Origin of the sequence: Fontimonas sp. SYSU GA230001, from assembly GCF_040066175.1 — a bacterium.
Taxonomy (GTDB): domain Bacteria; phylum Pseudomonadota; class Gammaproteobacteria; order Nevskiales; family Nevskiaceae; genus Solimonas.
On sequence record NZ_JBEAAM010000040.1, the window covers coordinates 1 to 12,234 of the forward strand.

The 12,234-nt window shown below is 69.7% G+C and carries 10 protein-coding genes and 1 tRNA gene; 8 read left to right on the forward strand and 3 right to left on the reverse strand.

Annotated features, from left to right (window positions below):
- Window positions 1-124 precede the first annotated feature (124 nt).
- Window positions 125-565: a hypothetical protein gene (locus tag AAG565_RS15385; RefSeq protein ID WP_348820531.1), complete on the forward strand. Its 441-nt coding sequence runs from the start codon at window positions 125-127 to the stop codon at window positions 563-565.
- Between the two features lie 16 nt (window positions 566-581).
- On the opposite strand, the gene AAG565_RS15390 is transcribed toward AAG565_RS15385, so the two are convergent.
- Window positions 582-1,655, reverse strand: a complete 1,074-nt coding sequence (locus tag AAG565_RS15390) for an MBL fold metallo-hydrolase (RefSeq protein WP_348820532.1) — start codon at window positions 1,653-1,655, stop codon at window positions 582-584.
- A gap of 212 nt (window positions 1,656-1,867) precedes the next feature.
- Here AAG565_RS15390 and AAG565_RS15395 point away from each other — a divergent pair, with 212 nt between their 5' ends.
- From AAG565_RS15395 to lptE, 4 genes are all read left to right on the forward strand, one after another.
- Window positions 1,868-3,091: a GTPase gene (locus tag AAG565_RS15395; protein WP_348820533.1), complete on the forward strand. Its 1,224-nt coding sequence runs from the start codon at window positions 1,868-1,870 to the stop codon at window positions 3,089-3,091.
- Window positions 3,078-4,607, forward strand: a complete 1,530-nt coding sequence (locus tag AAG565_RS15400; protein ID WP_348820534.1) for a GTPase domain-containing protein — start codon at window positions 3,078-3,080, stop codon at window positions 4,605-4,607. Before AAG565_RS15395 ends, AAG565_RS15400 begins: the two co-directional genes overlap by 14 nt.
- A gap of 183 nt (window positions 4,608-4,790) precedes the next feature.
- Window positions 4,791-7,391, forward strand: coding sequence for a leucine--tRNA ligase (gene leuS / locus AAG565_RS15405; RefSeq protein WP_348820535.1), 2,601 nt, complete (start codon window positions 4,791-4,793; stop codon window positions 7,389-7,391).
- Between the two features lie 147 nt (window positions 7,392-7,538).
- The gene (lptE, locus tag AAG565_RS15410; protein WP_348820536.1) at window positions 7,539-8,069 is read left to right on the forward strand and encodes an LPS assembly lipoprotein LptE; all 531 of its coding nucleotides are present in this window, start codon (window positions 7,539-7,541) and stop codon (window positions 8,067-8,069) included.
- Here lptE and AAG565_RS15415 read toward each other — a convergent pair.
- Window positions 8,054-9,304, reverse strand: coding sequence for a (Fe-S)-binding protein (locus AAG565_RS15415; protein ID WP_348820537.1), 1,251 nt, complete (start codon window positions 9,302-9,304; stop codon window positions 8,054-8,056). The two genes, lptE and AAG565_RS15415, sit on opposite strands and share 16 nt — an antisense overlap.
- Before the next feature lie 50 nt (window positions 9,305-9,354).
- Between AAG565_RS15415 and AAG565_RS15420 the strand changes: the two genes are divergently transcribed.
- Complete coding sequence (locus tag AAG565_RS15420; RefSeq protein WP_348820538.1) at window positions 9,355-10,059, forward strand: DUF481 domain-containing protein; 705 nt, start codon at window positions 9,355-9,357, stop codon at window positions 10,057-10,059.
- On the forward strand, window positions 10,056-10,370 hold the full coding sequence (locus AAG565_RS15425) for a (2Fe-2S) ferredoxin domain-containing protein (RefSeq protein ID WP_348820539.1): 315 nt from the start codon (window positions 10,056-10,058) through the stop codon (window positions 10,368-10,370). Before AAG565_RS15420 ends, AAG565_RS15425 begins: the two co-directional genes overlap by 4 nt.
- A 6-nt stretch (window positions 10,371-10,376) precedes the next feature.
- Here the strand turns inward: AAG565_RS15425 and mltF are convergent, their stop codons facing one another.
- Complete coding sequence (gene mltF / locus AAG565_RS15430; protein ID WP_348820540.1) at window positions 10,377-11,873, reverse strand: membrane-bound lytic murein transglycosylase MltF; 1,497 nt, start codon at window positions 11,871-11,873, stop codon at window positions 10,377-10,379.
- Between the two features lie 133 nt (window positions 11,874-12,006).
- Here mltF and AAG565_RS15435 point away from each other — a divergent pair.
- A tRNA-Ser gene (locus AAG565_RS15435) sits at window positions 12,007-12,096 on the forward strand.
- Window positions 12,097-12,234 lie beyond the last annotated feature (138 nt).

Consider the following 12,234-nt stretch of genomic DNA (forward strand, 5'->3'; position numbering starts at 1 on the left):
CGCGTAACCTCAACCGCTCGAACCGCCGGATGCGGACCCGCATGTCCGGTGGTGTGGGAGGGGAACGCTGAGGGTATCCTCGGCGTCCCCTATCCCGATGCCCACAGGCTGTCCGGAGGCAGGCATGAATCCCGCACGATTGTCGATCGACGAGGCTTTGCAGTTGCATCGCCGTTTTCTCCAGGAAGTCCTCGCCGAGGTGCTCCCGGTGCTGTCCCGAGGTGACGCGTCGGCGGAACGCCTGGTCGCGGGACTGCACGCCTACTGGGAAGCCTGCCTGGCGCGCCGCGGGATGCGTTGCGCCGTGCTCGACGGGGTGCGCGACAGCCCCGCCGCGACGGTCGTCGAGCCGATGGGCAAGCCATTCGAGGTGATGGTGCGCGCCGAGCTGCTGCCGGAACTGGGCACGCCGGCGACCGCGCTGGCCGCGCAGATCTACGAGGATGCGCGCTCGATCGCGGTGGACGAGGCCGCGACCGGCGAGCGGGAGGGCGAGCGCCGCCGCGCGCTGATCGCGCGCATCCGTACCGCGGCCGCAAGGACCTCGATCCCCCGGGCCGCTTAAGGAGCCGGGGCCGGAGTCAATCCGGCCCGGCGACGGTCCGGTACCAGTCCACGCCGGCGGCGTCGCGCGTCACGCGGATGCGCTCGCGCCGCAGCAGCCAGTTCAGGTGCGCGATGCACTCGCCGGTGGCCATCGAGTAGTGCGCGCCACGCAGGGGCCGGCGGAACATCAGCCCGAGCAGGTCGATCGCGCGGCACGGCGTCGTCAATGCATCCTGCAGGCGGGCGAGGCTGCGCGCGTGGGCGCCGTGCAGCGCGTCGAGCCGTGCGTGCAGGCCGCGGAACGGTTCGTTGTGCGCCGGCAGCACCAGGACCGAGTCGGGGACGGTCGCGCGCAGGCGCTGCAGAGACTCCAGCCAGTCGGCGAGCGGGTCGGCGTCCGGTTCGGTCGGAAACACCGACACGTTCGAGCTGATCCTGGGCAGCACCTGGTCACCGGAGATCAGCAGGCCCAGCGCCGGGCAGTACAGGCAGGCGTGTTCCGGGGAATGCCCGCGGCCGACGATCACCTGCCAGTGCTGCGCGCCGATGTCCAGCACCTCGCCGTCCGTGAGGCGGCGGAAACTGTCCGGCAGGCGGTGGATGCCCTGGCCGAAGGCACCGAAGCGCGCGCGGTACTGTTCCAGCTGTTCGTCGGACCAGCCGGCGGCGCGGTAGAAGCGCACGCCGGCCTCGGGAGCCGGACGTCCGGTGTCCGCGACCAGCGTGCGGCAGGTGAGGTACTCCAGGCGCGTGATCCACAGCCGGCAGTCGAAGCGCTCCGTGAGCCAGCCCGCCATGCCGACATGATCCGGGTGCATGTGCGTGCCGATCACGCGCGTCACCGGCCGGCCGAGCAGCGAACCGGCGAGCAGGCGTTCCCAGGACGCCTGGGTCTCGGCCGTCTGCAAGCCGGTGTCCACGACGGTCCAGCCGGCGCCGTCTTCCAGCGCCCACAGGTTGATGTGGTCGAGACTGAACGGCAGCGGCATGCGCAGCCACAGAACGCCCGGCGCGACCGGCACGGCCGTTCCGGGCGCGGGCACCTCGCCGCAGGGGTAGGTCAGCCCGCCGATCGCGGGCGGTTCCTCGCGGGACGACGTTTCGCGCAACTCGGACTCCCGGGATCCGGCGGCGTTGCCGGTGGCGCGATCTTCTCAAGTGTGGCGCTGCACGACAAACCGTGCGCCGGCGCCGGGCTGACCTGGGTCAGCGCGGCGGCCCGGTGCGGGCACCGATGATCCACGTCTGGATGGCGTCCGCCGGCGGCACGGCGCGACGGCACGTTAAGCTGCGCCCGACGCGTACGCACGAGGAGACAGGTGTGGAGGAAGCCGGAGCCGGTCCACTGCGGCGTTACCTGACGGCACTCAGGCGTGCGCTGCTCGATCCGCATCGCGGCGAAGCCGTGCTGCGCTCGGCGCTCGCGTCCCGCGAGCGGCCGGTGCCCGTAATCTGGCTCCTCGGCAAGACCCAGTCGGGCAAGACCTCGATCATCAGTGCATTGACCGGACATCCACGTGCGCTGGTTGGCACCGGGTATGCGCCGTGCACGCGCACCGCGATGATCTTCGACTGTCCGGCCGAGGTGCCGGTGATCCGCTTTCTCGACACGCGCGGGCTCGGCGAGGTCGCCTACGATCCCGCCGAGGACATCGCCGCCTGCGCCAGCCAGGCGCACCTGATCGTCGCGGTGTGCCGCGCCGCCGATCCGCAGCAGGACGCGGTGTTCGACGTGCTGCGCGAGGTGCGCAAGCGGCACGGCGACTGGGCCATCGTCGTCGCGCAGACCGGGCTGCACGACCTGTACGAACCCGGACAGGATCATCTGCAGCCCTATCCGTTCGCCGGTGACGCGGACGCGATCCGCGCCGCGCGCCCCGAACTGCTGCGGGCGCTCGAAGCCCAGCGTGAACGCCTGGGCCGGCTGCCCGGGGCCGGCGCCGTGCACTGGGTGCCGATCGACCTGACGCAGCCGGAAGATGGATACGGTGACCGCAACTACGGTCTGCCGGCACTGTGGGACGCGATCGAGGCGGTGCTGCCGCAGGGACTCGCCGCGGTGCTGCGCAGGAGCGGTGAAGCCGGATCGGGCTACGCGCAGGCGGCGCGCGCGCAGATCCTCTACCACACCGTCGCGGCGATGGGGGGCGGCGCGCTGCCGGTCGTCGATATCGTTGCCGTCGCCGCGATCCAGGCGAAGCTGCTGCACGTTCTGGCCGTGCAGGCCGGACAGGTGTTCGATCTCAAGACCACGCGCGAGTTCCTCGGCCTGCTCGGTGCGGGTGTGGCCGGCGGGCTGGCGCTGCGCCTGCTCGGGCGCAGCCTGCTCAAGCTGGTGCCGGTGCTGGGGCAGAGCATCGGCGCGGTCTGGGGTGGCGTGCAGGCCGGGGCGACCACCTATGCGCTCGGCTGGGCCGCCGCCCGCTACTTCGAGGCGAAGAGTCTCGGACGGCACCTGGCGCCGGAACGTCTGCGCGAGATCTATGCCGAAGAGCTGCGCGCCGGCCGTGCGCTGATCGAGGGCCGGTTGCGTGGACAGCCCTGAAACCCGACAGCGGCAGGCCTGGCGCCAGTGGGCGCCGCTGCTGTGGCCTTACGCGGTGGCGGTTCTGCCGGTGGCCTTGCTGGTCGTCGCCGGCGCCGTCGCCCTGTGGCGCAGCGGCTTGGCGCTGGCCTGGGTCGTCACGCTCTTGGTGTGCGGCATCGCGGCGTGGCTGCTGCTGCACCGCGGGCGTCAGCGCGTCGCGGCGACGCTGCCGCGCCAGGCGGCCGATCCGGCGTGGGCGGCGAGCACCCAGGGCGCCTGGGCCTTGATCGACGCCCGCGCGGAGAACCTGCGGGCGTCCGACTGGCCCGCCGAGGCCAGCGGCATCTACACGCTGGCGCGCGACGTCATCGCCGACGTCGCCCGCCACTTCCATCCCGACGCGCTCCATCCGATGGCGGAGGTGACGCTGCCGCATGCGCTGCTAATCATCGAGGCCGCGAGCCACGATCTGCGCACCGAGGTGCTCGGCGTGATCCCGTTCGCGCATCGCCTCAAGCTCGCCGACCTGGGACGGGTGCAGTCGCTGTACGAAATCTACGAACAGGTCTACGACCTGTACCGGGCGGGGCGGCTGATCGTCAATCCGCTCGGCGCCGTCGCCACCGAGCTGACCGGAGCGCTGCGCAACCGTGCGTTCAACGCCGCCAAGGAGACGCTGCAGGTCTGGCTGCTGCGGCAATGGGTCCGCAAGGTCGGCTATCACGCCATCGCGCTGTACAGCGGCCAGGCGGTGCTGAGCGCGCCCGAGGCGCGGCCGACGGCCGCGACCGCGCGCGAGATCGACCAGGCGATGCGCGAGGCGGCGCAGGCCGAGCCGCTGCGGCTGCTGCTGGTCGGTCGCAGTGGTGCCGGCAAGTCGAGCCTGATCAACGCGCTGTTCGACACGCCGCTGGCCGCGACCGACGTGCATGGCATCACCGGTTCGGTCCGTCCGTATGTGCTGGAGCGCGATGGCTGGCCGGCCGCGCTGGTCGTCGATACGCCGGGCTGTGACAGTGCGGCGTTCGGAATCGACGACGTGTTGCGCGAACTTGAGCGGGCCGATGCGCTGCTCGTCGTCGTCGCTGCGCCGCGGGCGGACCGGTCGGTGGAGCATGAGCTGCTGCAGACGCTGCGGCGCAGCGAGCTGGCGCGGACGCGCGGCCTGCCGCCGCTGTTCGTGGCGCTCACGCAGATCGACCGCCTGCCGCCTGCGCGCGAGTGGTCGCCTCCCTACGACCTCGGCGACGCGACCCGCGCGAAGGCGCGGTCGATCGCCGGCGCGGTGGCCGCGGTCGCTGCCGACCTCGCCGTGCCCGCGGACCGGGTCGTGCCGGTGTGCGTGCGGGGCGGCTACGTGTACAACGTCGAGGACGCATTGCTCGGCGCCATCGGCGCCGCGCTCGACGACGTCAAGCAGGCGCGGCTGCGGCGCTGCGTGGCGACGCAGCGCCGGGCGGAGAACTGGGCACTGCTGCGCGAGCAGCTGCTGGCGGCGGGACGTCTCCTGAACCGGGCACTGCCGAGGGGTTAGGCGTGCGGGCGGCAGATTCGCTGCACGCGGTCCGCGGCCGGGTGCTTGCGCTACACTCTGCGCCGCGTCTGCGGCACCCATGGACGTCCGGTACCGAGTTTTTGACTGCGCGCACGGCCTGAGTGCGCCCGGGCGGACGCGCGACGTTCTGCCGTTTCCACCCGAATCCACCGACGACATTCCATGCACGAGCAGTACTCCCCGGCCGAGACCGAGCGGATCGCCCAGGCGTTCTGGGCGCGCAACAAGTCCTTCGAGGTCAAGGAAGATCCGGCGCGCGAGAAGTTCTACTGCCTGTCGATGTTTCCGTACCCCAGCGGCAAGCTGCACATGGGGCACGTGCGCAACTACACGATCGGCGACGTCATCGCCCGCTACCAGCGCATGCTCGGCAAGAACGTGCTGCAGCCGATGGGCTTCGACGCCTTCGGCCTGCCGGCCGAGAACGCGGCGATCGCCCACCACACGCAGCCGGCGAAGTGGACCTACGCCAACATGGACTACATGGTCGGCCAGCTGCAGCGCCTGGGCTTCGCCTACGACTGGTCGCGCCGGCTCGACACCTGCCGTCCCGAGTATTACCGCTGGGAGCAGCTGCTGTTCACGCGGCTGATGAAGAAGGGTCTGGTCTATCGCCGCAACGCGGTCGTGAACTGGGACCCGGTCGATCAGACCGTGCTCGCCAACGAGCAGGTCGTCGATGGCCGCGGCTGGCGCTCGGGTGCGCTGGTCGAGCGCAAGGAGATCCCGCAGTGGTTCCTCAAGATCACCGCGTATGCGCAGGAGCTGCTCGACGATCTCGACCGCCTGCCGGGCTGGCCGGAGGCGGTCAAGACCATGCAGCGCAACTGGATCGGCCGGTCCGAGGGACTGGAGCTGCAGTTCGAGGTCGAGGGCGAGTCCGAGCCGTTGACCGTCTATACGACGCGGCCCGATACGCTGATGGGCGTGACCTACATGGCGGTCGCCGCCGAGCATCCGCTCGCCGTGAAGGCGGCGGCGCGCGATCCGCAGCTGGCGGCTTTCCTCAAGGACGCCGTGCGCAGCGGCGTCGCCGAGGCCGAGCTGGAGACGGCCGAGAAGAAGGGCATGCCGCTGGGCATCCACGCGATCCATCCGATCACCGGCGAGAAGGTGCCGGTGTGGGCCGCGAACTTCGTCCTGATGGGCTACGGCACCGGCGCGGTGATGGCGGTGCCGGGCCACGACGAGCGCGATTTCGCGTTCGCGCACAAGTACGGCCTGCCCATCAAACAGGTCATCGCGATCGACGGCGAGACTTACGACGCCGACCGCTGGCAGGACTGGTACGCCGACAAGGTGCATCCGCAGATGCGGCTGGTGCATTCGGGCGAGTACGACGGCCTGAACCATGCGCAGGCCTTCGACGCGATCGCCGCGCGTTTCGAGCGCTCGGGCACGGGCCGCCGCCGCGTCAACTTCCGCCTGCGCGACTGGGGCGTGTCGCGCCAGCGCTACTGGGGCTGCCCGATCCCGGTGATCTACTGCGCGAAGTGCGACGCCGTGCCGGTGCCCGAGGACCAGCTGCCGGTCGTGCTGCCGGAGGATGTCGAGTTCACCGGGGTGAAATCGCCGATCAAGGCCGATCCGGCGTGGCGCAAGACGACGTGCCCGTCGTGCGGCGGCCCCGCCGAGCGCGAGACCGACACCTTCGACACCTTCATGGAGTCGAGCTGGTACTTCGCGCGTTATGCCTGCCCGGACAACGACACGCAGATGCTCGACGCCCGCGCCGACTACTGGCTGCCGGTCGATCAGTACATCGGCGGGATCGAGCACGCGATCCTGCACCTGCTGTACGCGCGCTTTTTCCACAAGCTGATGCGCGACGAAGGCATGGTGGCCAGCGACGAACCGTTCACCCACCTGCTGACGCAGGGCATGGTCGTCAAGGAGACTTACTACCGCGAATCCGCCGACGGCAAGAAGGTCTGGATCAACCCGGCCGACGTGGACCTGGAGCTGGACGCCAAGGGCCAGCCGCTGCGCGCGAGGCTGCGCAGCGACGGCGGGCCGGTGACGATCGGCGGCGTCGAGAAGATGTCGAAGTCGAAGAACAATGGCGTCGATCCGCAGGCGCTGATCGACGCCTACGGCGCCGACACCGTGCGCCTGTTCGCGATGTTCGCGGCACCGCCGGACGCTTCGCTCGACTGGCGCGACGATGGCGTCGATGGCGCCTCGCGCTTCCTGCGCCGTCTGTGGCGCGGCGTGCAGCAGCACGTCGCCGTCGGTCCGGCGCCGGCGCTCGACAAGGCGGCTCTGAACGCGGAGCAGAAGGCGCTGCGGCGCAAGCTGCACGAGACCGTCGCCAAGGTCAGCGACGACTTCGGCCGGCGCAAGACCTTCAACACCGCGATCGCCGCGATCATGGAGCTGATCAACGAGATCGGCCGCTTCGACGACGCGACGCCACAGGGCAGGGCGGTGCTGCAGGAGGCGTGGGAGGCGGTTACGCTGATGCTGCAGCCGATCGTGCCGCACATCTGCCACGCGCTCTGGCAGGGCCTGCGCGGCCGCGACGACCTGCTCGATCAACGCTGGCCGGTCGTGGACGAGTCGGCACTGGCCAAGGACAGTCTGGCGATCGTGGTCCAGGTCAACGGCAAGCTGCGCGCGAACATCGAGGTCGCGGTCGGTGCGAGCAAGGACGAGATCGCGCAGATCGCGCTGGCCGACGAGAACGTGCGGCGTTTCATCGCCGGCCAGCCGATCAAGAAGCAGGTGGTTGTTCCGGGCAAGCTCGTGAATTTCGTGGTTTAGTGATGCCATCCATGGCGCGACCGCTTGAGTGTGACAGCCCCCCGGGCGGCCATCCGTGGCCGCCCGTTCGCCGGGTGCGAATGCCATTCACGGCATTCGCACTGTTCCCGGCTCACCCGGGCAAGCTCGTGAACTTCGTGGTCTGACGTGCGCGCGCTGCTCGCCATCGTCGCGCTGGGCCTGAGCGCCTGCGGCTTCCATCTCGCCGGCACACGGCCGCTGCCGCCGGCGCTGCAGAACGTGTACATCGAGGTCATCGCGCCGTATCGCGTGCTGCAGCCGCCGCTGGAGGCGGCCCTGCGCGCCGGTCTGCAGCGTCGCGGCGCCGACGTGCTGAGCAGCCGCAGCGCGGAGGCGACGGTGATCCGCCTGAGCGAGCTCACCGAGACGCGTGAGGTGCTGTCGATCGGTCTGGACGGCAAGGCGCTGGAATTCCGTCTCGTGACCAGCGTGCATTACGAGGTGATCGGTGGCGGCAAGCCGCTGATCGAACCCGGCGATCTGCGGCTGATGCGTGACTACAGCTTCCAGCCGGAACAGGTCCTGGCCAAAGAGGCCGAGGAAGCACGGCTGCGCGAGTTCATCCAGACCGAGATGGCGCAACTGATCCTGTTGCGTCTCGAGGCCCGACTGGGGCGGCTGCCGGCGGCCGATGCCCCGCTTCAGCCGGCGAGCTGACGCGCGAGCAGCACCGCGGGATGCAGCACTTCGGGGGCGCGCCGGCCGTGGCGTTGCAGGCCGCCGGCCAGGTGCAGCGAGCAGCCGATGTTGGTGCTGACGATGTAGTCGACGCGCAGCTGCTCCGCATTGCGCAGCTTGGGCGCCAGCAGCCGGTCGGCCATTTCCGGCTGCGTGATGAAATGGGTTCCGGCGGCGCCGCAGCAGCGCTGTGCGACGTCCAGCTCGACCAGATCGATGCCCGGGATCTTGCGCAGCAGGGCCGTCACGTCGCCGCCGTGGCCGAGCACGTTGCGGTGCGTGCACGGCAGGTGCACGGCGACGCGCGCCGGCAGTGGCCGCAGCGCCAGCTGTCGCGGCCAGCGTCGAAGCAGGGCCGAGCAGGCCTCCTCGACTCGGCCGGCGAAGGTCGCACCCCGCTGCGGATCGGAGGCGAGCCGCGGGTAGTCGATCAGCGTCGCGCCGCAGCCGCTGGCCACATGCACGACGGTCGTGGCCGCTGCGAAGGCGCGCAGGTTGCGGTCGGCGTGCGCAGCGGCGGCGGCTGGCAGTCCGCCGTGCTCGGCGATCGCGCCGCAGCAGGTCTGCCCTGCGGGACGCGACACGCGACAGCCGAAGCGTTCGAACAGCACCTGTGTCGCGCGCAGCGCGTCGTCGTCGAGCAGGCGGCCGACGCAGCCGCTGAACAGGCTGATGGTCTCGCCGGCCGCTGCCGGCGCCGGCGCGCTGCGCGCCGCTGCCGGGCGGCGCCGCGCCGGAATCAGCGATTCGAGCCGCGCCAGCCGGCCGCGGCCGAGCAGGCGCGACGCGCGCACCAGGCGCTGCAGCCCGGTCGCGCGGTACAGCCAGAGCAGGGCAGCGAGTGCCCGTAGCGCGATGTCCGACGACAGCAGGCGGTCGAGCATGCGCGTGGCGCGCGTGCGCGAGGGCTGGTGCAGCGCCAGCAGCGCGCGGCCCGCGTCGATCAGTTGCCCGTACGGAACCTTGGCCGGGCACACGCGTTCGCAGGCGCGGCAGGCCAGGCAGCCGTCGAGATGCCTGTGCAGTGCGGACGAGTCCGCGATCGCGCCGCTGGCGAGGCCCTGCATCAGCGCGATGCGCCCACGCGGCGAATCCGCTTCGTGCCGCGTCTCGCCGTAAGTCGGGCAGTGCGGCAGACACAGGCCGCACTTGACGCACAGATCGGCCGCGTCGAGCGGAAAGGCGGATGGCGGCGCGATCGGGGGTGAAGTCATTGACTCCTATAATAAGCCGCGACGTTCCATGCCGGTCCTCCGGAGATTCGATGCGCAATCCAAGTGTGGGTCTGCTGCTGTGCGGCCTCGCGATGCCGGCCCAGGCGCAGTGGTCGGGCGAGGTCGCCGTCGGCTACCTGGCGACGGCCGGCAACACCAGTACGAAGTCCCTCAATGGCAAGGTCGGGATCGACTACACGACCGCAGCCTGGAAGAACGGCTTCCAGGGCCTGGGCGTGTACTCGGCCGATGCGCAGGGCGCGACCGCGGAGCGCTACGGGCTGTCCGACAAGCTCGACTGGAACCTGTCGGAGCAGGACTATGCCTTCGCCGCGATCGACTGGGAAAAAGACCTGTTCGCCGGTATCCGCGAGCGGCTCTCCGAGACCATCGGCTACGGGCGTCACGTCCTCACCGGGCCGCAGCACCTGCTGGATCTGGAAGTCGGCGCGGGTGCGCGGCAGTCCAAGGAAAACCTGACCGGTGAGCGCAGCAATGACTTCATCGTGCGCGGACTCGGCAAGTACGGCTACACGCTGTCGCAGACGAGCCAGTTCCTGCAGGTGCTGAAGGTCGAGTCCGGCGAGTCGAACACCTACGGCGAGTCGGTGTCCGAACTCAAGCTGTCGATCGTCGGCAACCTGTTCGCGGGCCTGTCCTACACGGTCAAGCACAACACGACGGTGCCGGCGGGAACGAAGAAGACCGACACCTATACGGCGGTCAGTCTCTCCTATGCTTTCGGCCAGTCATGAGCTACTACCGTCATCACGTCTTCTTCTGCTGCAACCAGCGCCCGCCGGGTGACCGCACCTGCTGCAACGACAAGGGCGCGACGCGGGTGCGCGACTACGCCAAGCAGCGGGTGAAGCAGCTCGGGCTGAGCGGGCCGGGCCAGGTGCGCATCAACCAGGCTGGCTGTCTGGACCGTTGCGAGCAGGGCCCGTGCGTCGTCGTGTACCCCGAAGCGGTCTGGTACACCTACGTCGATGAGGAGGACATCGACGAGATCATCGACCGGCACCTGCGGAATGGTCAGGTCGTCGAGCGGCTGTTGATCAAGTAGCGGCGATCACAGGATCGGCGAGTCGATCCGCAGCGGATCGCTGGTTTCCTTGCTCGGCGGCGGCCGTTCCTCGGGAGCGGCGCTGGAAGGTGCGGGTGGCTGCGCCGGCACCCCGGTCAGCCACACCAGCATGTCGTAGTACGTGCGGACGTTACCGACATAGGTACGCGCCTCGTGTCCACGCGCGTAGCCGTAGCGCAGGCGGCTGTACCACTTGCTCTGCGTCAGCAGCGGCAGGCGGTCGCGCACGTCGAGCCAGCGGTTGGGATCGCCCCCCTGCTGCGCGGTCAGCTGGCGCACGTCGAGCAGATGCCCGTAACCGATGTTGTAGGCGATCAGCGCAAGCCAGGTGCGGTCCGGCTCGACGATCTCGGGCGGCAGCCTGTCCAGCAGCATGCGGAAATACCGCGAGCCGCCGAGGATGCTCTGCGCGGGATCCTCGCGGTTGCTCAGCGACATCAGTTCGGCGGTCGCCGCGGTCAGCTGCATGATGCCGCGGACCCCGGTGGGGCTGACCGCGTTCGGGTCCCAGTGCGATTCCTGGTAGCCGATCGCCGCCAGCAGCCGCCAGTCCAGGCCGGTGACCTCCGCGGCCTTCTCGAAGGCCGCGCGATATCGCGGCAGGCGGGTATCGACATGGGTCGCCAGCGTCAGTGCACCCAGGCTGTCGACCTGCTCGATGTGTCCGAAATAGCGGTCATGGATGCGCGACAGCTCGGCAGCGCCGAGCTGGTCGAAGTAACTTTCCGCGGCGCGCAGCAGGCTGTCGTCGCGCTGCGCCGAGAAGGCCCATGCCAGCGGCTGCGCGTCGGCGATCGCGAAGGCCGTCGCCAGGTTCGGGTAATAGCGCTGGTTGATCGCGACGAGGTTGGAGTTGGCGATCGTGTAGTCCAGGTCGCCGCCGGAGACGGCCAGCAGCAGTTCTTCCGATTCCTGCTCGGCGGTCTCCTCCCACTGCAGATGCGGGAACGACGCCTCGCGCAGCCTGTGCAGCAACTCGGCATGGGCACTGCCGGCCACGACGCGCAAGGTTCCGCTCAGCTCGCCGAGGCCGGATGGCCGCCGCGCACCCTTCCGGTACACCAGCAGCGGCACGACGCTCTGCAAGGGGCGCGTGAAGCGGAAGCGGCTCCTGCGTGCATCGGTCGCGGCCAGCCCGGCGGCGGCCAGGTGCGCTTCGCCCGCCAGCACCAGTTGCGCGGCTTCCGGCGGATTGGCGGCGACACGGATGTCGAGGGTCACGCCCAGGTGGCGGGCGAAGCCGGCCGCGAGATCGTATTCGAAGCCGGTCGGTTCGCCGTTGGAGCCGATGTAGTAGGACGTCGGGCTGTTGATCGTCGCGATCCGCAGCACGCCCAGCGAGCGCACTTCGGTGAGCAGCGTTTCCCGCGGCGAGCAGGTCGAAACCAGCGCCAGCCAGCCGGCCACCAGCGCCAGCGGCCCGAGGCGCAGCAGCCGGCGCGCGAAAGACCAGCTCAGTATGGGCATAGCGGTCGGGTTCATTTAGAATGCGCCCCCGGCGTGACCCAGGGTGCCCGTCCAACGCTAGCACACCGGCCGACCCGGCCGTGTTGCCGGGCCTGCCGCCGGTCTTTGAGCTGCCGTGCAAGGCCGGGCACAATGCGCATCATCCACCGGAGAGGTGGCAGAGTGGTTGAATGTACCTGACTCGAAATCAGGCGTACCTTTACGGGTACCGTGGGTTCGAATCCCACCCTCTCCGCCATTCAATGAAAAAGCCGACTCAATGTCGGCTTTTTCATTGAGCCTCTCTTGAAATTTGAGTGGGTAGATTGGACGGTATGGGAGCCGTCCGGCTGGCGGCCATGATGAGTGGGAACGATTTGTATGCATGACAGGTTGT

Bases quoted from the DNA above. Each gene is read 5' to 3' on its own strand.
- AAG565_RS15415 (WP_348820537.1), bottom strand. From the start codon at position 9,304: ATGACTTCACCCCCGATCGCGCCGCCATCCGCCTTTCCGCTCGACGCG.
- mltF (WP_348820540.1), bottom strand. From the start codon at position 11,873: ATGAACCCGACCGCTATGCCCATACTGAGCTGGTCTTTCGCGCGCCGG.
- AAG565_RS15425 (WP_348820539.1), top strand. From the start codon at position 10,056: ATGAGCTACTACCGTCATCACGTCTTCTTCTGCTGCAACCAGCGCCCG.
- AAG565_RS15420 (WP_348820538.1), top strand. From the start codon at position 9,355: ATGCGCAATCCAAGTGTGGGTCTGCTGCTGTGCGGCCTCGCGATGCCG.
- AAG565_RS15385 (WP_348820531.1), top strand. From the start codon at position 125: ATGAATCCCGCACGATTGTCGATCGACGAGGCTTTGCAGTTGCATCGC.
- leuS (WP_348820535.1), top strand. From the start codon at position 4,791: ATGCACGAGCAGTACTCCCCGGCCGAGACCGAGCGGATCGCCCAGGCG.